The sequence below is a fragment of the Streptomyces sp. CA2R106 genome (assembly GCF_037034245.1).
Classification (GTDB): Bacteria; Actinomycetota; Actinomycetes; order Streptomycetales; family Streptomycetaceae; genus Actinacidiphila.
Genome location: NZ_JBAGKC010000011.1, coordinates 35301 through 56345, shown reverse-complemented (window position 1 = coordinate 56345; position 21045 = coordinate 35301). Strand labels below are relative to the sequence as shown.

Sequence of the window (21045 nt, the reverse complement as noted above, 5' to 3'; positions counted from 1 at the left end):
ACATGCATATCTCCGCGAAGGCGGACTACGCCACGCGCGCCCTCCTGGAACTCGCCAGCGAGCCCGCGCGCCCGCTCAGTTGCGAGGCCATCGCCTCGGCACAGGAGATCCCGTTCCGGTTCCTGAAGTCCGTGGTGGCCGAGTTGCGAAGAGCCGGGCTGGTGCGCAGCCAGCGCGGCTGCGAGGGCGGCTACTGGCTGGGCCGGGCCGCGGAGGAGATCACGCTCCTGGACGTCGTGCGCGCCGTCGACGGCGAGCTGATCACCCTGCGCGGGGAGCCGCTGGCGGGCCTGGCCTACCCCGGCCCCGCGGCCGGGCTCACCGCGGTCTGGCGGCAGGTCGAGGCCGAGGCCGCCGCGGTGCTCGGCGGCGTCACCGTCCACACGCTGCTGGCCTCGGCGAAGGGCGGGCGGCCGGACGGGAAGCGCGCGGCGTGACGCCCCCGCGGGCGGCGGTGCGCACCGGCGGGGCCCCGGGCGCGGGTGGCGTGGCCGGTGCCGAGGCGGGTGCTGAGGCCGGTGTCGTGGCCGGTGCCGAGATGGGTGCTGAGGCCGGTGTCGTGGCCGGTGTCGAGGTCGTGGAGTACACCGACCCGCTGTGCCCGTGGTCGTGGGGCGCCGAGCCGGTGCTGCGGCGGCTGCGGGCCGAGTCGGCGGGGCGGGTGCGGTGGCGGCGGGTGTACGCGGTGATGTTCGACCACGACGACGACCCGCCGCCCGACCCCGCCGCCGAGACGGCCTGGTACACGCGCTACGTCGCGGGCGTGACCGAGCACACCGGGGCACCGTGCGCGGCCCGGCTCAGCCGGGTGGCGGCCAGTTCGTGGCCGGCCTCGCTGGTGGCCGAGGCGGCCGCGCGCCAGGGCGCGGAGGTGGGCGAGGCGGTGCTGCGGCGGCTGCGCGAGACGGTGTTCGTGCTCGGCGAGCCGGCCGACACCCTGCCGCTCGCGCTGGCCGCGGCGCGCGGGGTGCCCGGCCTCGACCCGCGCCGGCTGGCGGCCGACGCCGCCTCGCCGCAGGTGCTGCGGCAGGTGCGCGCGGACCGCGAGGAGGCCCGGCGCCCGGTGCCGGAGGTGCTGGCCGGGCAGACCGGCTCGCCCCACCCCGGCCGGGCCAAGGAGACCGCCGACGGCGGCCACCGCTACGCCCTGCCGACGCTGCTGCTGCGGGCGCCGGCCGGCCACCGAGCCGTGCCCGGCTGGCGGTCGTACGAGGAGTACGCCGCGGCCTTCGACGCCGTGCGCCCGGGCCTGCTGGCCGGCGCGGCGCGCCTGCCCGCCGCGGCGGCGCTGGAGCGCTACCGCAGCCTGACCGACCCCGAGCGGCTGCTGCTGGCCGAGGGGTCCTGGCCGCCGCCGGGCGCGGTGCGGGTGCCGACCGGCAACGGCCCGCTGTGGCTGCACCCGGCCGAGGCGGCGCAGCACCCGGCCGCACCCGGGACGGCCGGTCCGCCGGTTCCGCCCGGTCCGCCGAATGAGACATCAAAAGGTGTCCATTGACAGCCGCTCGCCGTACCCCACAAGATGTGCAGCATGCTTTCGACGCACCCTGGTGTGGTGTGCCGCTACGTGGACCTGCGGCGCACGTGCAGCGCCCTCTGTCGCTGACCACCGGTCACCGACCGTCCACCGGCGCCTGACCGCCCCCCGCGGCACCGGCCCCTCCTTCACGCCGCCCAGCGGCACCGCCGCCGCTCCGCGCCCTTGACGCCCTTCCCCGCCCGGCCCGCCCTCGTGCGACCCGCGCCCTGACCGACCCTCCCGGCAGCCCCCGGGAATCCCGGATTCCTCCGGATTCCCTCTGGGGCAAGCGGAGTCGGCGGTGCGCGGCCCGGCCGACCGATGCCCCGCGCCGTACCGGCGTGCCCGTGCCGTACCGGCGTGCCCGCGCCGACCCGCCCTCCGCCCTGCCGCTCCCGCCTGCCCAGACCGGGCTGGAGTGCGTCGACAGAAAGTACGAGATGTCCATACGTATCGCGCTTCGCCGTACCCCGGCCGGCCCGAGCCGCCGCCCCGGCCGCACCCGGCTCACCGCGCTGTCCGCCGTGCTTGTCACCACCGCGGGCCTCTCGCTCACCGCCTGCGGCGGCCAGTCCGCGTCCGCGGGCGGCGCCGGCACGCTGAAGTGGGCCTCGTCCTCCTTCCCGAGCCACTGGGACCCGGTGGTCAGCGGCAGCGGCGCCCAGTTCCGCGAACTCGCCCTCGTCTACGCCTCCTTGACCCGCACCGACGACACCGGCAAGGCCGTGCCCGACCTCGCCAAGAGCTGGCAGTACAACGCCAAGGGCGACCAGGTCACCTTCCACCTGCGGCCGAACCTCAAGTTCAGCGACGGCACCGCGCTGGACGCGACCGCCGTCAAGGACGCCATCGAGCGGGCCAAGACGCAGAAGAACTCCGCCCTGTTCGGCGACCTGACGTCCATCAGATCCGTGGACGCCGACGGGCTCGACGTCGTCGTCCACCTCACCCAGGTCGACTACCAGATCCCGCAACTGCTCGGCGAGCGCGTCCTCCAGGTCGCCAGCCCCAAGGCCGCGGCGAACCCGGGGAAGCTGGACCAGAGCCCGGTCGGCGCGGGGCCGTTCACCGTCACCCAACTGGTGCCCGGCACCAAGGTGCTGCTGAAGAAGAACCCCGACTACTGGGACGCGAAGGACATCCACATCGACAACGTGGAGCTGACCTCCGCGCCGGACGCGGCCACCGTCGTCTCCGGCCTCCAGACCGGCGTCTACAACTTCGCCGACATCGAGGCCAGCCAGGCCGACGCCGCCAAGAAGGCCGGCCTGGACGTGTTCGTGCAGCCCGGCTTCAACGCCGAGAACATCAGCCTGAACATCAACAAGGCGCCGTTCACGAACTCCAAGGTCGTCGACGCGGTCCGCTACGCCGTCAACCGGCAGGAGTTCGTCGACAAGCTGACCTTCGGCTACGGCTCCGCCACCGACCAGCCCTTCCCCAAGGGCTACGTCGCCTACGACCCGAAGTCCGCCGACCTCTACCCCTACGACCCGGCGAAGTCCAGGCAACTGCTCGCCGAGGCGGGCTACAAGCCCGGCGCGATCAAGCTGACCCTGGACATCCCCGCCGCCGACCCGCAGGCCGAGATCGTCCAGTCCCAACTGGCCAAGGTCGGCATCACCGTCACCATCAAGGTGGACAAGAACTGGGCCACGCCCTTCTTCGCCAAGGACCTCACCTTCTCCCTGTACGGCACCACCGGCCGCGACTCCGCGCTCCAGACGCTCACCGCGCACTTCGGCCCGAACGGCCCGCTGAACCTCAGCACCCCCTACGAGCCGGCCGGGTTCGAGGCGGCCGTGGCCAAGGTCCGGCAGACCAGCATCGACGCACCCGACTACGCACAGGTCCTCCAGGCCGCCACCCGCGCCGGGCTGAAGAGCGAGGCGCTGGTCTTCACCTACTCCGCGCCGAACCTCTTCGCCAAGAGCAAGTCGGTCTCCAACCTGCCCAAGAACCCCGGCCACATCGACTGGACCGGCGTGACCATCGGCAACTGACGCCCACCCCGCACAGAGAGGGGGCCACCCCATGACGACGACAACGACCACGGCGGCGCCAGCCGCCCCCGCCCCCGCCTCGGCGGCCGCGGCCAGGACCCGCCACGCGCTGGTCCGGGTCCTGGCCACCGTCGCCCGGTCCGCCGCGATCTTCGTACCGGTCTTCCTGGTCGCGACGTTCGTGACGTTCGCGCTGCGCTCGCTGAGCGGGCTCAGCCCGGCCCGCATCCAGCTGGGCGAGGACGCGACCCCCGAGGCGATCCACCGGGTCGAGGCCCAATGGGGCCTGGACCGGCCCTTCCTGGTGCAGTACGGGCACTGGTTCAGCGGTGTGCTGCACGGCCAACTCGGCACCAGCTGGACCAACGGCGCCGACATCTCCACCCTCATCGGCCTCGGCCTGGGCGTGAGCCTGTCGGTGGCGACCTTCGCGCTGGTCATCGGCGTCTGCGCCGGCTTCCTGCTCGGCACCGCCGCCGCACTGCGCCACACCACCTGGATCGACCGCGCGATCACCGGTTTCGTCACCCTCATCTCGGTGATGCCCGCGTTCGTGGTCGGCATCGTGCTGGTGGAGGTCTTCGCGGTCGGGCTGCACCTGTTCCCCGCGGCCGGCTACGTGCCCGCCGCGCAGGGCCTGACCCCGTGGCTGGAGCACATCACGCTGCCCGCGATCGCCCTGAGCTTCGACGTGGTCGCCGACGTGGCCCGGCAGTTGCGCACCAGCCTCATCGCCGCCTACCGGGAGAACTACGTCATCGGCGCGATGGTGCGCGGGCTCAGCCCCCGGCGGATCTTCTTCCGCCATGTGCTGCGCAACGGCCTCGGGCCCGCGCTGGCCACCCTCGGGCTGAAGTTCCCCGCGCTGGTCGGCGCCTCCGTGGTCACCGAGTGGGTCTTCGGCCTCCAGGGCTTCGGGCGGTTCGCCAACGACTCGGCCCAGTCCGGCGACGTGCCCGCCGTGCAGGGCGTCCTGGTGGTGTCGATCGTCCTCGTCGTCGTCTTCAACCTGATCGTCAACCTGGTGCTGGCCCGTGTGACGCCGGCGTCCCAGCGGGGGGTGTGAGCGATGTTCCGCCGCGTACTGTCGCTGCCGACCGGCCGGATCGCCCTCGCGATCCTCACCCTGATCGCCCTGCTGGCCGCCTTCGGCCCGCTGCTGGCCCCGCACCCGCCGCTCGCCACCAGCGCCCACACCCTCGCGCCCGCCTCCGGCGCCCACTGGCTGGGCACCGACTACCTCGGCCGGGACGTGCTCAGCCGGCTGCTCGACGGCTCCCGGGTCAGCGTGCTCGGCTCCCTCGAAGTGGCCGGCACCGCCCTGGTGGTCGGGGTGGTCCCCGGCATCCTGTCGGTCTACCTCGGCCGGGTCTTCGAATGGGTCACGCTGCGCGTGGTCGACACGCTGGTGGCGCTGCCGTTCCTGCTCTTCGCCGTCGCGGTGATCGCCCTGCTCGGCAACGGCATCACCCAGGCCATGCTGGTCACCGGGGTGCTCGTCTCCCCGCTGTTCTACCGCGTCGCGCGCGCCGCCACCCTGACCGTCGCCCGCTCCCCGTACGTGGAGGCGGCGCTCATCTCCGGTGCCTCCGTGGGCTGGGTGGTCCGCCGCCACGTGTGGACCAAGGTGCTCCCGCCGATCGCGGTCGCGCTCGCCCAGACCATCGGCGTCGGCTTCGTCATCGTCTCCAGCCTCACCTTCCTCGGCATCGGGGTGCAGCCGCCCAAGCCCACCTGGGGCGGGCTGCTCGCCTCCGACCTCGGCTACCTCAGCTACCAGCCGTGGGCGCCGCTGGCCCCCGCGCTGCTGATCATGGCCACCGTCTGGGCGAGCAACCTGCTCGCCGACGCGATCCGCGACGTCTCCGGCGAGGCGGGCCGCGCCCTGGTCAACCACCGCAAGGTCCGCGCCGGGCGGCGCGACCGGACCGCAACCGCACCGGCCGGAGGCACCTCATGACGGCACCGTCGAAGAACCCGGCCGCGCCCGCGGAGGTGGCCGGGCCCGGCCCCAGGACCGGGGCCGACCCCGCGGACGACGCCGGCCGCACCGCGGAGACGGCGGACACCGCGAACACCGCGAACACCGCGGAGACGGCTGAGACGGCTGAGACGGCGGCCGTGCTGAAGGTCACCGACCTGCACATCACCGACCGGGTCGGCGACCGCGAGATCGTGCACGGCGTCAGCTTCACCCTCACCCCCGGCAAGGCCGTGGGCGTGGTGGGGGAGTCCGGCAGCGGCAAGACCCTCACCTGCCGTGCCGCGCTCGGCATCCTGCCCCCGCACTTCGAGATCTCCGGCGGCTCGGTCGAGATCGCCGGCACCGACACCGCCGCACTCACCGCCCCGCAGTGGACTGCGCTGCGCGGCGCCACCATCAGCGCCGTCTTCCAGGACCCGGCCTCCTACCTCAACCCGTCGATCAAGGTGGGCCCGCAGATCGCCGAGGTGCTGCGGGCCAAGAAGGGCCTGGGGCGCCGCCCGGCCCGGCAGCGCGCCCTGGAACTGCTGCGTGCGGTCCACCTGCGCGACCCCGGACTCGTCTACGGCCAGTACACCTACGAGCTGTCCGGCGGGATGCTCCAGCGCGTCCTGATCGCGGCGGCGATCGCGGCCGGCCCGCGCGTGCTCATCGCCGACGAGGCCACCACCGCGCTCGACGTCACCGTGCAGGCCGAGATCCTCGACCTCCTGACCGACCTGCGCGAAAGCACCGGCCTGGCGCTGGTCGTGGTCTCCCACGACCTGGCCGTGGTGGCCCAGATGTGCGACGAGGTGCTGGTCATGCGGCAGGGCGAGGTCGTCGAGCACGGCCCGACCCGCCAGGTGCTGCACCACCCGCGGCACCCCTACACCCGGCTGCTCGTCGCCGAGCACGAGCAGTACGGACTCGACCGGTTCCGTTCCGCGGCGGCCGGGGAGCCGGCCCCCGCCGCCACCGAACCGGCGGACCCCGAGGAGACGTCATGACGCCCGCCGCAGCCACCCCCGCAGGCACCCCCGCCGACGCCGATGCCGCCGCCACCCCCGCCCCGCGCGGCCCCGTGCTCGCCGTCGAAGGGCTCGACGTCCACTACGGCCACCGCCGCCGGCGGCGGCGCGCCCTGAGCGGAGTGTCGCTGAGCGTCGCGGCCGGCGAGACCGTGGGCGTCATCGGCGAGACCGGCTCCGGCAAGTCCACCCTCGCCCGCGCCGTCCTCGGCCTGGTCCGCACCTCGGCGGGCAGCATCACCGTGGGCGGCGAGGACGTCACCGGGTACGGCGCCGCGAAGTGGCGGGCGCTGCGCCGCCGCGGCGTGGTGCAGTACGTCTTCCAGGACCCGCTGCGCAGCCTCGACCCGGACCTGACCGTCGCCGACTCGCTCACCGAGCCGCTGCTGCTTCGCGGCGTCCCGCGCGCCGAGGCGGCGACGCGGGCCCGCGCCTTCCTCACCCGGGTCCGGCTGGACGAGGAGCTGCTCGACCGGCTGCCCGGCGAGCTGTCCGGCGGCCAGCGCCAGCGCGTCGCGGTCGCCCGGGCCCTGGTCACCGGGCCCGAACTGGTCATCCTCGACGAGCCGGTGAGCGCCCTGGACTCCGCCAACCGGGTCCAGGTGCTGGAGATCCTCAAGGAACTGCGCGCCACCGGCGTGGCCATCGTGCTGATCTCCCACGACCTCGGCTCCGTCGCCGGGATCGCCGACCGCATCGCCGTGCTCTACCGCGGCGAACTGGTGGAGGACGGCCCCGCCCGCGAGGTCATCGACACTCCACAGCACCCCTACACGCGGTTGCTGGTCAGCTCCGCGCCCACCCTGCACACCGCCCCCGCCGACCGGGCCGAACGCGACGCGCTGCGCGCCCTGCTGAACGCCTGACCGCTGCCGTAACGGCCCACGCCGCACCTCGACGAGCCCCGTCGCACCCCCGACGAACCGCCGCACCCGGCCTCCGGGCGGCGCCGACCCACGGAGAGAGCCATGCCCCGCAAGATCCACCTCGCCCTGCACCCCTACGGCGTCGGCGGCCCCGGCCAGCACGGCCTGTGGAAGGACCCGAGCGTCGCGAAGAACGCCAGCATCGACATCAACTACTACATCCGGCAGGCGCAGGCCGCCGAACACGCCCTGTTCGACGCCCTGTTCATCGTGGACAGCCAGTTCATCAACGCCACCTACCCGGCGCACTACCTCAACCGGCTGGAGCCGCTGACCCTGCTGTCCGCGGTCGCCACCCACACCCGGCACGTCGGCCTGGTGGGCACCGCCAGCTCGACGTACAACTCGCCCTTCAACCTCGCCCGCCGCTTCGCCTCGCTCGACCACATCAGCGGCGGCCGCGCCGGGTGGAACGTGGTGACCAGCTTCGACACCGGCGCCTCGCGGAACTTCGGCCTGGAGGAGCACCTCGACTACGCCACCCGCTACGGCCGCGCGCTGGAGTTCGTGCAGGTCGCCCGCGGGCTGTGGGACTCCTACGAGGACGACGCCTTCCCCGCCGACGTCGAGGGCAACGTCTTCCTCGACCCGGACAAGCTGCACGCGCTCGACCACGTCGGCGAGCACCTGCGGGTGGCCGGACCGCTCAACCTCTCGCGCTCCCCGCAGGGCCAGCCGGTGATCTTCCAGGCCGGGGTCTCGCCGGAGGGCCGTGACCTGGCCGCACAGGTCGCCGAGGGCATCTACGCGCCCGGCGGCGGCCTCGAGCAGGCCAAGGAGTACTACGCCGACATCAAGCAGCGCACCGCCGCCTACGGCCGCGACCCGGAGCACATCAAGATCTTCATCCACGGCAGCCCGATCGTGGCCGGCACGGAGGAGGCCGCCCGGCGCCGCGAGCGGGAGATCTTCGAGGAGGACGACGACTTCGACCGCAACCTCGCGCTGCTCGGCCGCTCCTTCGGGGCGTACGACTTCAGCGTGCACGACCTGGACGCCCCCTTCCCGGACGTCGCGCACCTGGCCGAGCGCGGTGGCCGCACCGGCGCGGCCGGCATCATCGCGCGGGCTGCCGAACAAAACCTGACGTTGCGTCAAGTCGCCAACTCCATCCGGGAGTTCCGCCGCTCGCCGTTCGTCGGGACCCCGCAGGGCGTCGCCGACAGCATCGAGGAGTGGTTCCACGCGGGCACCTTCGACGGCATCAACCTCGCCTTCCGCACCGAGGCCGAACTCGCCGCCTTCGTGGACGGCGTGGTGCCGATCCTCCAGCAGCGCGGGCTGTTCCGCACCGAGTACGAGGCCGACACCCTGCGCGGCAACCTCGGCCTGCCGATCCCGGCCAACCGCTACACGCGCGAGCGCCAGCTCGTGAACGACTGAGGCCGGCCGATGACTGCCACGTCCACCGCCACCTCCGCCTCCCCAGCCGCCGCCGAAGAGCTGTTGTCCCCGACCGGCGGGCGCGACGTGCACACCGTCCGCTTCCCGGTCGCCACACCCCCCGCCGCCGTCGACGTGCTGATCGTCGGCGGCGGCCCGACCGGCCTGGCCGCGGCGGTCGAACTGACCTCCCGCGGGGTGCGGGTGGCCGTCGTCGAGCGGGCCCGCACCGCCACGCTGGTCCGGGCCGGTGCGATGGGCCACACCCCGCGCGTGGTCGAACACCTGCGCCGCTGGGGGCTGCTGCAACGGGTCCGCGACGCGTGGACCTTCCCGCCGGAGTGGAACCAGGGCATCCGGCTGGTCACCTCGCTGGCCGGCCACGAACTGGTGCCGGTGCCCCGCCCCCAGTTCCGCGCTACGCCCGGCACCCGCCCCGCGGGCCCCTCAGCGGACGAGGCGCTGCGCCGCCCGCAGACCGTCCTCCAGCACGTCTTCCTCGAGCACCTCCGCGAGCGCGGGGTGAGCGTGGCCGGCGGGTGGGAGCTGCGGGCGCTGCGGCAGGACGCGGACGGGGTGGACGCCGAGGTCACCGGCACGGGCACGGGCACCGGCACCGGCACCGGCTCCGGCACCGGCGAACAGCGGGTGATCCGGGCCCGCTACGTGCTGGCCGCCGACGGCGGCCGCAGCACCACCCGCACCCTGGCCGGCATCGAGCGCGAGGGGGAGCACGCCACCGAGAAGCGGCTGCGGCTGATCGTGCGCACCGGCGACATCACCGACCGGGTCGGCCCCGCGCCCAGCGGCACCAACATCGTCTTCAACCCGCACGCGTCCGGCTTCCTCGCCGCCGTGAGCACCCGCGAGTGGCGGGTGTACGCGGGGCCGTACCCGCTGCACCACGAACCCACCGAGGACGAGTTGCTGGCCACCGCCCGGGCCGCCTTCGGCTTCGACGCGGAGCTGGAACTGGTGTCGGCCACGACCTTCTACCACGCCACCCGGATCGCCCGGACCTTCCGCGCCGGCCGGGTGCTGCTCGTGGGCGACGCCGCCCATGTGCGCACCCCGGGCGGCAACCTCGGCGAAGGCATCGGCGACGTGGTGAACCTCGGCTGGAAGCTCGCCGCCGTCCTCGGCGGCCAGGCGCCGCCCGAACTGCTCGACTCCTACGACCAGGAGCGCCGCCGCCACAACCACCGCGTCGCCGACCACGCGCTGGAGCGGGCCCGCAGGGCCCAGGCCACCCTGGCCGACATCCGCGCCGGCGGCATCCCCGACGACGCCGACCTCGGCCCCGCGGCCACCGCCCGCCGCGCCGAGATCGGCGCCCGCCTGCGCCGGGAGCGGACCGGCGCGGACGGCGTCACCTTCGACGAGCGGTACGACGACTCGGCCGTCGTCTGGTACGAGCCGGACCAGCTCGCCACCGAACCCGCCTGGCGCCCGGACGTCTACACCGACGACCCGCGCCCCGGCCACCGGGCGCCCGACGGGATCGTGGACCCCTACGGCGGCACCCTCCACGACCGGATCGGCACCTCCTTCGCCCTGCTGGTCCTCACCGAGGACCGCGCCGTCGAGCGGGACTTCGCCGCACAGGCGGCGGCGCGGGCCCTGCCGTTCACGGTGGTCCACCTCACCGACCCGGCCGCCCGCGCGCTGTACGGCACGGCGAACGTGCTGGTCCGCCCGGACCAGCACGTCGCCTGGCGCGGTGCGCGCCTGCCGGCCGGCGGCGCGGCCGCGGTCCTGGACCGGGTACTGGGCGCGGGCGGTTAGCCGCGCGGGGGCGGACCCGTACCGACCGCTGCGGGCCCGCCCCCGCAAAGGGCTCCCCCGACCGTCCGCGCCGCGCGGGAGGGAGCGGCGGGCTCTGCGAGAATCGACCTGCCGCCGCACCCTGGGAGGAACCACGTGCCACCTGCATCGCAGCCGCTGCGGAAGCTGGGCTTCCTGACGATCGGGCTCTTCGACGAGGCCGACCCGCGCGCCGGCCACGAAACGACGCTCCGCATCATCGAGTTGGGCGAGCAGCTGGGCTTCGACAGCGCCTGGGTGCGCCACCGGCACCTCCAGTACGGCATCTCCTCGCCGGTGGCGGTGCTCGCCGCGGCCTCGCAGCGCACCCGCCGGATCGAGTTGGGCACCGCGGTGATCCCGCTCGGCTGGGAGAACCCGCTGCGCCTGGCGGAGGACCTGGCCACTGTGGACCTGCTGTCCGGCGGCCGGCTCAACCCGGGGGTCAGCGTCGGGCCGCCCGCCCGGTACGACCAGGTCAAGGACGCCCTCTACCCGGACACCGCCGACGCCGAGGACTTCGGGTACGAGCGGGTGCGGCGGCTGCTGTCCTTCGTCCGCGGCGAACCGGCGACAGCGACCGCCGCGACCGAGGGCTTCGAGGTGTTCTCGCCGCGCGTCCAGCCGCACTCCGCCGGGCTCGCCGAGCGGATGTGGTACGGCGGCGCCAGCCTGCGGTCGGCCCGCTGGGCCGGTGAGCAGGGCATCAACTTCCTGACCAGCAGCGTCATCAAGGCCGAGGAGCCGCAGGCGGACGCATCCGGGACCGGCACCGGCACGACCGCGCAACCGGACGCGGCCGCGGAGCCTGACGGCGGCGCGGCCGCGGCCACCGCCCGGTTCGCCGCGCTCCAGCAGGCGCAGATCCGCGCGTTCCGCGCCCACCACCCGGCAGGCGACCGGGCCCGGGTCTCCCAGGGGCTCGTGGTCATCCCCACCGACAGCGCGACCCCCGAACAGCGCGCCAGGTACGAGGAGTTCGCCCGCAAGCGGCTGCCGCGCACCGCCACCCCGCAGGGTCCCGGGCGGCTGCTGTTCGCGCCCGACCTGGTCGGCGGGTCCAGCGAGATCGCCGAGGCGCTGCACGCGCACGCCGGGTTCCGCGAGGTCGACGAGGTCGCCTTCGCGCTGCCCTTCACCTTCGAGCACGCCGACTACGTCCAGATCCTCACCGACATCGCCACCCGCCTCGGCCCCGCCCTGGGCTGGCGCCCCGCCGCGTCCTGAACCGGCGGGCCGCGACCTACTGCGCCGACCCGCGGCGCGGGGGCGCCGGCCGACCGCGGCCGGCCGGCGCCCCCGTACGGGTGGCGGTGCGTCAGTCCTGGTGGACGATGTTCGTGCCCGGGCCGCCGGACAGGAAGTCCGTGTCGGGGCCGCCGTAGAGCTGGTCGTCGCCGCTGTTCCCGTACAGGGTGTCGGCGCCGCTGTTGCCGTAGAGGACGTCGTCGCCCTTGCCGCCGTACAGGTAGTCGTCGCCCTTCCCGCCGTAGAGGTGGTCGTTGTCGTCGCCCCCGTACAGGTCCTGGCGGCCGTCGCCCCCGTACAGGTAGTCGTTGCCCGCGCCGCCGTCGGCGGCGGTGCCGCTGCCGTCGGCGTAGATCGTGTCGTTGCCGTTGTTGCCCTGCGCGATGGCGCCCGCGGAGGTGTGGATGACGTCGTTGCCGTCGTCGCCGCGCACCACCGAGTACCTGCCGGCGGTGAGCTGGTCGTCGCCGGTGCCGCCGTCGATGTCGTTGCCCTGCACCGATCCGGTCTCGGTGTAGGTGTCCTTGCCCGCGCCCAGGTCGATCCCGGCGAAGTAGTACGTCTGGCCGGTGGTGTTGTCGTACGCGGCGGTGTCGTCCTCGTCGCCGAGGTCGACGTTCAGGGCCGCGTACGGGTCCTGGCTGTCCAGGGTGGTGACGGTGCAGGAGACCTTGGTGTGGTCGGTGCCGCTGGGATACGTGCAGCCGTCGCCCGCGGTGATCGTGACGTCGTCGTCGATCACGTAGGTGATCTCGGTGGAGCCCGCGGCCTGGGTGGCGGTGATCGTCACCTTGTTGACCTGGCCCGCGGCGGCCGTGTAGTCGATCGCGTGGTCGGACGGGCTGAAGGCGGCGGTGGCCGGCGCCGCCGCGCTCGCCGGCCCGGCGGCGAGGAACGTGGCGGCCAGGCCGCTACCGAGTGTGAGCGTCAGTGCCGACGCGGTACGCAGCGCCCGGCGGCCGGAGAAAGGGGAGGACATCGCACAACCTCACTGGTGGGTATCGGTGGCTTACGGGTGCTTGTGACTCACCGAGTTCGCGGTTGGTTGTATGCGGCCTGCTCGTGAATGCGGCGCCGGGTGCGGTGCGCGGGGCTGCGGAAACCCGGTGAACTGGGGTGTTGTGCGGGGCATTTACCGGTCGGCGCATTGTGTTAAGGCGTAATTGGGCGGGAATTCATCGGCGGCGGCGGGCTGTGCGGATGAATTCGGGTGTGGACATGGGCGATCGGCGGACGTGTTCGGCGGGGGCGGGGTGCGGGAAAAGGCGCGCGCGGGCAACTCGGCTCATCCGGCGGCGTGGTGACTTTCGGTCACTGTTACGCGTCGTCGCGGGGAGCCGTGGTGGCCGTCGGGGCCGTCGTGTTGGCGGTGTTCGCCGTGTCCGCGACCTCCGCCGCCTGGCGGCGCCGGCCCTCGGCGACCGCGGCGGCGACGAACGACGCGACCAGCGGCCGCTGGTCGAGCTGCGACCAGGCGACGACGAGCCGGCTCGGGGGCGCGTCGACCACCGGCACGCACACCAGCCCCGGGTAGACGGGGCCGACGAGCGAGCGCGGCAGCACCGCGATGGTCCGGCCGAGCAGGATCATCTGCACCAGCTGCGGCACATCCGCGATCTCCGGCCCGGCGGCGGAGCGGTCGGGTTCGCCGGGCACCCCCGGCCACGGCACCCCCTTCCAGCGCGGCAGCGGCTCGCCCGCGAGGTCGGCCCCCCGCACCTCGGCGCGCCCGGCCAGCCGGTGGCCGCGGGGCAGCAGCGCGACCCGCCCCTCCACGTACAGCGTCTCGCTGGCGAGCCCGGTCAGGTCGTCGAACGGCGCGTACAGCAGGGCCAGGTCCGCCCGGCCGTCGCGTACGTGGTCGGCGCGGTCGGTGGCGCCGCCGAACACGACCTCCACCCGGCGCGCGTCGGGCTGCTCGGCGTACCCGGCGAGGATGCCGGAGAGCAGGTTGGCGTCGCCGCCGGGCTTGATCACCAGCCGCAGCCGGGTGCGGGCGTCGCCCGCCCGGCGGGCGGCCTCGGCCGCGGCGCCGACCGCGGTGAGCGCGTGGCGGCCGTGCCGCAGCAGCGCCTCGCCCGCCGGGGTCAGCGCCACGTGGCGGCTGGAGCGGACCAGCAACTGCACGCCGAGCCGCGCCTCGACCCGCCGGACCGCCTTCGACAGCGCCGGCTGCGCGATGGACAGGCGGGCCGCGGCCCGGCCGAAGTGCAGTTCCTCGGCGACCGCGACGACGTACTCGAGTTCCCGTGTCTCCAGCTCGATCATGCCTCCAGGTTATCGCCGAAGAACCGATCGATCTTGGACTTCCGCCGTCGGCCGGAGTTCGATGGACCACATGATCCAGCACACGATGATCGTCTCGTTCAACGACCCCGTACCCGACGCCGACCTGGACCAGTTCCTGGCGGACATGGAAGAGCTGATGCGTGCCTCCGGGCAGCTGAAGGGCTTCGCGGCCCGGCACAACATCCGCGTACCCGCCGACGACCACAGTCCGGTCTTCGCGGCCACCGCGATCGTGCGGTTCGAGCTCGCCGACGTCGAAGCGCTCAACGCCGCCTTCCAGGCGCCGGGGCTGGAGGACCTGATCGGGCGCTGGCAGGCGCGCTACCCGTACCGGGTCGTCTGGGCCAACCACGAGCCGCTGGACTGACGGCGGGCGGCCGTCCTCAGCGGGCGGGGACGGCAGGCCGCGGGGGCCGGGGCGCGATCGGCGTCGCGGCCCCCGCGGTGTCCGCCCGGCCCGGCGTCCTACGGCCCGGCGTCGTACGGGTCCGGGCCGGGACGCGGGGAGGCGCGGTGCGGCCCGGGCCCGTACGGGCGCCGGTTCCTACCGGGTCGGGACCCCGGCGAGCACTTCGGCCGCCGCCACGCCGGACGCCGCGGTGGCGCCGTGGGTGAAGACCCGGACCGCGCCCGCGCGGGAGTCGTCCGGCAGCCCCATCTCCACGACGACGGCGTCCGGGCGCGCGGCGGTGAGGTCCGCCAGCGCCCGGCCCATCCACTTGTTGCGCGCGGCGTCCCGGACGACGACGACCAGCGGGCGGCCCACGGCGGGGGCGAGGGCGTGCTCGTCGAGGACCTCGGGCCGGTCGGCGAGCTGCTGCGGGTGGACCCGGACGAAGGTGGTTCCGGGCAGCCGTTCGCGCAGCGGCACGGCGACGCCCCAGGGGGTCTCCTTGCCGATCGCGAGGTTGGTGGCCGGCACCAGCTCCACCACGTGCGGCGCGGCGGGCAGCGGCAGCGCGCCCTGCGCCGGGCCGGCGACCCGGACGGCGCGGCGGGCGGCGGCGTAGCCGATGTCGCGGCTGACCGGGTCGACCGGCACGGACCGGGACAGCCCGCTCGACCAGCCGGCGAACTCCCGTACCCGGCCGGAGGCTTCGGCGAGCCGGTCGGCGGCCAGGGCGCCGGTGCGGACCGCGTCGGCGAGCGCGCCGGCGAGCAGCTCGAAGGTGTCCTCGCCGGCGTGCTCACCGCCCACGCAGATGGCGTCGGCCCCGGCGGCGATCGCGCGTACGGTCGCGCCGTCGATGCCGTACCGGTCGGTGACCGCGCCCATCTCGATCGCGTCGGTGACGATCAGGCCGTCGAAGCCGAGTTCCGCGCGCAGCAGGTCTTCCAGGATGCGCCGGCTGAGGGTCGCCGGGACGTGCGGGTCGTACGCGGGCACCAGCAGGTGGCCGCTCATGACCGCGCGCACGCCCGCGTCGATCGCGGCGCGGAAGGGCGGCAGCGCCTGGGCGGCGATGGTGTCCGGGTCCGCTTCGTAGCTCGGCAGGCCGTGGTGGGAGTCGACGGCGACGTCGCCGTGGCCGGGGAAGTGCTTGGCGCACGCGGCCACCCCGCCGGACTGGAGGCCGCGCACCCAGGCGGCGGCGTGCCGGGCCACCCGGTCGGGCTCGACGCCGAAGGACCGGACGCCGATGATCGGGTTGTCCGGGTTGGAGTTGACGTCCACACTGGGCGCGTAGTCCAAGGTCACCCCGGCGGCGTGCAGTTCGCGGGCGAGGTCCCGGGAGACGGCCTCGGTCAGCTCCGTGTCGTCGACGGCGCCGAGGGCGAAGCTGCCCGGCCGGGTGGAGCCGGTGGCGGACTCGATCCGGGTGACGTCGCCGGCCTCCTCGTCGATCGCGATGATCAACGACGGGTTCGCGGCGCGCAGTTGGGCGGTCAGCCGGGCGACCTGCTCGGGCGAGGCGATGTTGCGGGAGAAGAGCACGACCGACGACAGGCCGTCAGCGATGGCCCGCAGCACCCAGTCGGGCGCCTCCGTGCCGACGAACCCCGGCTGGAGGACGGAGAGCGCGAGCGCTCGCAACTCGTTGCTCTGCTTGCTGGTGGACACCAACTTGCTGGCGGGCATCAACGGGGCCTTTCGCGTGGGGCCGACGCACCGACCGCATCCGGCGGGTGATTGGTACAGACCAACGGATACTGGCTCAGCCGTTCGGGGGTGTCAAGGAGATGAGTGAGCGCCGCCCGTCCTCACTTCGGGTGCGGGGGTGATCGCGGAACGCGACCAAAGTGCGAGGTGGGGCGCGGATATTCACCAAGCGGCCGGTTGACAGCTCCAGTTGGTCTAGTCCAACTTAGGAGAGCGCGAGTTCAGCGAGCGGCACCCGTTGCACAAGTGACGACGGATGCGCGGATCGACTGGCGAAGCACCGGCCCACCCCGGCATCCGTGCTGCCCTGTCCCGCTGGACCCGCACAGTCGAAAGGCCCACGTGTGCACCCCCCATCGCGCGGCGGACCGCTCAGGAACTTCCACCCTTGGAGCGACTGTTTTGATGGCGCCTCAGAGCCCGTTCCGGGCATCATCGGAGAACCCGTACTACAGCTCGGACGGCGAGATCTACAGCGCCGCCGTGCCGCTGCGCGACATCCGCAAGACGCAGAAGCTGCGCGTGCTGTCCGACGAGGACTTCGCCTTCTGGCAGAAGTACGGCTACGTGGTGGTCGAGCAGGCGATCCCCGCGGCCGCCGCGCAGGAACTGCTCGACTTCGCCTGGGACTTCCAGGGCCTGGACCCGAAGCGGCCCGAGACCTGGTACGAGGAGCGGGAGTTCCGCTCCGACCTCGACCGTGAGCTGCACATCTACGGCTTCGTCGAGGCCTACCAGCACCAGCTGATCTGGAACAGCCGCCAGGCGCAGCGGGTCTACGACGCGTTCGTGGACGTCTGGGACTGCGAGGAGCTGTGGGTCACCCTGGACCGGCTCAACCTCAACCCGCCGAACATCAAGAACCGCGACCGCGCGCTCATCGCGCCCACCGAGCGCGGCTTCGACATCCGGCTGCACTGGGACATCGACAGCACCCTCGAGGTGCTGCCGCAGCGCGTGCAGGGCATCATCGCGCTCGCCGACACCGGGCCCGACCAGGGCGGCTTCCAGTGCTGCCCGGAGCTCTTCCACAGGTTCGACCAATGGAAGACGACGCAGCCGGAGGACCGCGACCCGATCCGGCCCGACATCGACACCGACCAGTACCCGGTCATCCGGCCGGAGCTGCGCGCCGGCGACCTGCTGATCTGGAACGGCGCGCTGGCGCACGGCGTGGCGCCCAACACCTCGGCCGACGGCGTCCGCGCCGCGCAGTACCTGTCGATGATGCCCGCGCTGGAGAGCCACGAGGAGCTGCGCCGCTCCCGGATCGAGTCCTGGCGCACCCTCAGCACGCCGGAGTGGAACGCGACGCTCGTCGGCGACGCCGACAAGCACGAGTCGCTGCGCTACGGCCCGGCCGAACTCACCGAGCTGGGCGAGAAGCTGCTCGGGCTGCGGTCCTGGCACCCGAAGGGCACCGCAGCTGGTGCCGTGGCCGGTGCCGCGACCAATGGTGCGACCGGTGGCGCCGAGGACCGTGCCGACCACGCCGCCGCGGTGGCGGCCGGGGAGTCCGGAGAGTAGCGATGCGCCGAATCTGCCTTGCGCTGCCCACCAACAGATCCTGCCTGCCGGCGATCTCCGCACTGCACGACGAAGCGGTGTACGCCGTCACCCACTTCGACGTCGAAGTGCATGTGCTGGTCCTCGACTCCTGCGGGCCGCGGGAGTTCGGGCAGCACGCGGCAGCCGTCCGCGCGCTGCCCGCGACGGCCGGTGTCGTCACCCACCACGTCGGGGAGGCGGAGCAGCGGGAGTTCCTGCGGGAGGTGATCGCCGCCTCGGACGCGGACAAGCCCGAGGTGCTGCTCGACCTGATGCTCCCGGCGGCGCTGTCCTACGGCGCCTGCACCAACCGCGCGTTCCTCGTCGCGGCGGCGCTCGGCTGCACCTCGGTGCACCGGCGGGACTCCGACAGCAGGTACCAGGTCGTCGCCGGAACGGCCGGGCCGCACGGGGCGATCACCGAGCCCGGCGCGGACGGCGGGCGGTCGCTGACGGCGTACCCGATCCACCACGAACTGCTCACCCTCGGCCGGCGCGCCGCCGACGCGGCCGGCTCCGTCACCACCGCGGACCTCGACCCGCGGCACGCCGGCAAGCCGGTGTCGATGGTGGGCGCCTCCTTCGTCGGCGAGATGTCCGTGGACATCGCGGAGATGCGCGCGATCGACGCCGACGCCTACCGCGAAGTCGTCGGCCTGTGGGCACCCTTCGACTGGAGCGCGGAGCAGAAGGCGGAGTTCGCCGACGACTCCTTCCGGGGCGCGGGCACCGAGCAGTTCACCGCCGACCACTCGCTGCTCACCCATGTCGACCCCATGCGCGTGGACATGTGCAACATCGCCTTCCACGGCGTGCAGGAGGCGGTGCCGCTGCTCCCGGCGACCGACACCATCGGCAGCGACTACTTCCTCATCCACCTGGTGCACGACGCGACGCTGCCCGGTGTGCTGCACAACCGGAACATCGTCAACTTCTACACCCCCGAGCGCCGGACCGGCCCCGGGTTCACCGCCTACCAGACCCGGTTCGCGAAGTTCTTCCTGTCGATGCTCTACCTGAACTTCGTCTACGACCGGATGGAGCGGGCCGGCGAGGCACTTCTCGACGACCGGCACCAGGTCAGGACCGAGGCGGTCGTCGAACTGCTGTGGGAGAGCAGCCGGCTGGACCAGACCGAGAACGTCCGGCGGCTCGAGGTGCTGGACCGCGCCTACCGCCGGCTCGGCGGCAGGTACGCGGAGTTCGCGGACGTGCTGGCCGCCGGCCGGGCCCGGCTGCTCGACGAGGCCAGGCGCGACATCGAGGAGTTCGCGGTGCTCACCGAGGTCTGGCCGGCGCTGGTGCGCGGCGCGAGAACCACCGGACCGGCCCTGCTCCAGCGGCAGCCGGACTGACGTCGGTGATCTACGACGAGACGCTGCTCGCCGCACTGGCGGCGGCCGACGAGGACCGGATCGTCTTCGACCTGAGCGGCATCGAGGACCGCTACGCGTCCCTGCTGGCCGAACTGCCCGGCGTCGCCGTGCGGTTCGCCCTCAAGGCGTGCCCGGTGGACGAGGTGCTGGACTGCCTGGCCCGCAAGGGCAGCGGGGTGGACGCCGCGAGCGTGCCGGAGATCGAGCAGGCGCTGCGCGCGGGCGTGCCCCCGGAACGCATCCACTACGGCAACACGATCAAGTCCGACCCGGACATCGCGCGGGCCCACCGGCTCGGCATCCGGGACTTCGCGACCGACAGCCCGCAGGACGTCGCCGCGCTGGCCCGGCACGCGCCGGGCGCCCGGGTCTTCTGCCGGCTGGCGACCGACGGCGGCGGCGCGCTGTGGGGGCTGAGCCGGAAGTTCGGCTGCTCGGCGCGCGACGCGGTGGCCGTGCTGGAGCAGGCCCGCGCCGCGGGCCTGGTGCCGGCCGGGCTGTCCGTGCACGTCGGGTCCCAGCAGATGACCGCCGGGGCGTGGCGCCGGGCGTTCGACCAACTCACCGAGGTCATCGCCGAGCTGGCCGGGAACGGGATACGGCTGCGGTACGTCGACATCGGCGGCGGCCTGCCCGCGCTGGGCTACCTCGACGAGCGCGGCGAGGTGCTCGACCCGCCGCTGGACAAGATGTTCGCGGTGATCCGGGAGGGCATGCAGCGCTGCCGGGACGTGGGCGGCCCGCTGGAGTTCGTGGTCGAGCCCGGCCGCTACCTCGTGGCAGACCACGGCGCGGTCCGGGCGCACGTGGTGCGGATGTCGCTGCGGCACACCGCGGCGGGCGAGCCGCACCACTGGCTCTACCTGAGCTGCGGGAAGTTCAACGGCCTGTACGAGATGGACGCGTTGCAGTACCGGCTGGTCTTCCCCGGCAGGCGAGGCGGCCCGTACGTCCAGGCGACCGTCGCGGGCCCCACCTGCGACAGCGACGACGCGTACCCGGGCGGCCACCGGCCGGTCCAGGTACCCGCGGGGATCGCGTCGGGCGACCCGGTGTGGGTGCTGTCCAGCGGCGCCTACGCGGTCAGCTACATGACGCAGGGCTTCAACGGCTTCGGCCCGCTGCCGTGGACGTGCGTACGGCGGGCGGAGGACGGGCGCCCGGCGGAAGGCGCGGTGCAGGGTGCGGGTGTGGAGCCGGCGGCAGGGCCGGGTGCGGGGGCAGGGGCGGAGCCGGGTGCAGGGACGGGCGGCGGATGAGCGGCGACGCGGCCGGCGTGCGGGTCCGGCGGATCGCCCCGGGGGACTGGGACGCGATCGTGGACCTGGAGGCCGGCACGTACGCGGCCGCGGGCCTGTCCGAGGGGCGGGCGGCGCTGGAGTCCAAGGCGCGGGTCTCCCCGGACACGTGCTTCGCCCTGGAGTGGGCGGCGGGCGGGCCGGGGCAGCGGGGTCCGTCGGGCGGGCCGCGGCAGCCGGGCGGGCCGGGGCCGCGGCTGGCCGGCTACCTGCTGGCACTGCCCTACCCGGAGGGCGCCTACCCGGGCCTCGCCGACCGCGAGAGCGCCGCACACGCCTCGCGCCACCTGCACTTGCACGACATGGTGATCGCCGAGCACGCCCGCGGCCGCGGCCTCGGCCGGCGGCTGCTCGGCCGGCTCACCGCGGCCGCCCCCGCCCAGGGCTACGACCGGATCTCGCTGATCGCGGTCGCCGGCAGCCACACCTTCTGGTCCGCCAACGGCTTCACCACCCGCCCCGGCGCGGTGGACGTCCACGGCTACGGCCCGGACGCCGTGTACATGACGATGCCGCTGCCGCACCGGACACCGGCCCGAGACGAAGTGGGATGAGCC

General features: G+C 73.9%; 18 protein-coding genes. 15 read left to right on the top strand and 3 right to left on the bottom strand.

The window, feature by feature from the left end; genetic code table 11:
- Positions 1–2 precede the first annotated feature (2 nt).
- The 10 genes from WA788_RS18435 to WA788_RS18390 all read left to right on the top strand — a co-directional run bounded on the left by WA788_RS18435 (position 3) and on the right by WA788_RS18390 (position 11855).
- Positions 3–437 carry an RrF2 family transcriptional regulator gene (locus tag WA788_RS18435; RefSeq protein ID WP_335978621.1) on the top strand — a complete coding sequence of 145 codons (435 nt, stop codon included), beginning with the start codon at positions 3–5 and terminating at the stop codon, positions 435–437.
- A 101-nt stretch (positions 438–538) separates the two neighbouring features.
- Positions 539–1498 (top strand): DsbA family oxidoreductase, encoded by a 960-nt coding sequence (locus tag WA788_RS18430; protein WP_335978830.1) that lies wholly within the window; start codon positions 539–541, stop codon positions 1496–1498.
- A gap of 461 nt (positions 1499–1959) precedes the next feature.
- Positions 1960–3522, top strand: a complete 1563-nt coding sequence (locus WA788_RS18425; protein ID WP_335978828.1) for an ABC transporter substrate-binding protein — start codon at positions 1960–1962, stop codon at positions 3520–3522.
- 31 nt (positions 3523–3553) lie between these two features.
- Positions 3554–4588, top strand: coding sequence for an ABC transporter permease (locus WA788_RS18420; protein ID WP_335978619.1), 1035 nt, complete (start codon positions 3554–3556; stop codon positions 4586–4588).
- 3 nt (positions 4589–4591) lie between these two features.
- The gene (locus WA788_RS18415) at positions 4592–5482 is read left to right on the top strand and encodes an ABC transporter permease (protein WP_335978617.1); all 891 of its coding nucleotides are present in this window, start codon (positions 4592–4594) and stop codon (positions 5480–5482) included.
- A complete protein-coding gene (locus WA788_RS18410; RefSeq protein ID WP_335978615.1) occupies positions 5479–6495 on the top strand; it encodes an ABC transporter ATP-binding protein in 1017 nt (338 codons plus the stop codon). Before WA788_RS18415 ends, WA788_RS18410 begins: the two co-directional genes overlap by 4 nt.
- Complete coding sequence (locus WA788_RS18405) at positions 6492–7382, top strand: ABC transporter ATP-binding protein (RefSeq protein ID WP_335978613.1); 891 nt, start codon at positions 6492–6494, stop codon at positions 7380–7382. Before WA788_RS18410 ends, WA788_RS18405 begins: the two co-directional genes overlap by 4 nt.
- 102 nt (positions 7383–7484) lie before the next feature.
- Positions 7485–8825: an NtaA/DmoA family FMN-dependent monooxygenase gene (locus tag WA788_RS18400; RefSeq protein ID WP_335978611.1), complete on the top strand. Its 1341-nt coding sequence runs from the start codon at positions 7485–7487 to the stop codon at positions 8823–8825.
- A gap of 9 nt (positions 8826–8834) precedes the next feature.
- Complete coding sequence (locus tag WA788_RS18395) at positions 8835–10610, top strand: FAD-dependent monooxygenase (RefSeq protein ID WP_335978609.1); 1776 nt, start codon at positions 8835–8837, stop codon at positions 10608–10610.
- A 135-nt stretch (positions 10611–10745) separates the two neighbouring features.
- Positions 10746–11855, top strand: coding sequence for an LLM class flavin-dependent oxidoreductase (locus WA788_RS18390; RefSeq protein ID WP_335978607.1), 1110 nt, complete (start codon positions 10746–10748; stop codon positions 11853–11855).
- A 91-nt stretch (positions 11856–11946) separates the two neighbouring features.
- Here WA788_RS18390 and WA788_RS18385 read toward each other — a convergent pair whose 3' ends face one another.
- Positions 11947–12855, bottom strand: coding sequence for a calcium-binding protein (locus tag WA788_RS18385; RefSeq protein ID WP_335978605.1), 909 nt, complete (start codon positions 12853–12855; stop codon positions 11947–11949).
- A gap of 338 nt (positions 12856–13193) precedes the next feature.
- On the bottom strand, positions 13194–14144 hold the full coding sequence (locus tag WA788_RS18380) for a LysR family transcriptional regulator (RefSeq protein ID WP_335978603.1): 951 nt from the start codon (positions 14142–14144) through the stop codon (positions 13194–13196).
- Positions 14145–14214: 70 nt separating this feature from the next.
- Between WA788_RS18380 and WA788_RS18375 the strand changes: the two genes are divergently transcribed.
- Positions 14215–14532, top strand: a complete 318-nt coding sequence (locus WA788_RS18375; protein ID WP_335978601.1) for a hypothetical protein — start codon at positions 14215–14217, stop codon at positions 14530–14532.
- A gap of 177 nt (positions 14533–14709) precedes the next feature.
- Here WA788_RS18375 and WA788_RS18370 read toward each other — a convergent pair whose 3' ends face one another.
- A complete protein-coding gene (locus WA788_RS18370) occupies positions 14710–16227 on the bottom strand; it encodes a glycoside hydrolase family 3 protein (protein ID WP_335978826.1) in 1518 nt (505 codons plus the stop codon).
- A gap of 444 nt (positions 16228–16671) precedes the next feature.
- Here WA788_RS18370 and WA788_RS18365 point away from each other — a divergent pair, with 444 nt between their 5' ends.
- The 4 genes from WA788_RS18365 to WA788_RS18350 are packed head-to-tail and all read left to right on the top strand — an operon-like array spanning position 16672 to position 21042.
- Positions 16672–17793: a phytanoyl-CoA dioxygenase family protein gene (locus tag WA788_RS18365; protein ID WP_335978600.1), complete on the top strand. Its 1122-nt coding sequence runs from the start codon at positions 16672–16674 to the stop codon at positions 17791–17793.
- A 2-nt stretch (positions 17794–17795) separates the two neighbouring features.
- Complete coding sequence (locus WA788_RS18360) at positions 17796–19169, top strand: DUF6271 family protein (protein ID WP_335978599.1); 1374 nt, start codon at positions 17796–17798, stop codon at positions 19167–19169.
- An 8-nt stretch (positions 19170–19177) separates the two neighbouring features.
- On the top strand, positions 19178–20449 hold the full coding sequence (locus WA788_RS18355) for a type III PLP-dependent enzyme (RefSeq protein WP_335978824.1): 1272 nt from the start codon (positions 19178–19180) through the stop codon (positions 20447–20449).
- Positions 20446–21042 carry a GNAT family N-acetyltransferase gene (locus WA788_RS18350; RefSeq protein ID WP_335978597.1) on the top strand — a complete coding sequence of 199 codons (597 nt, stop codon included), beginning with the start codon at positions 20446–20448 and terminating at the stop codon, positions 21040–21042. Before WA788_RS18355 ends, WA788_RS18350 begins: the two co-directional genes overlap by 4 nt.
- Positions 21043–21045: the final 3 nt, after the last annotated feature.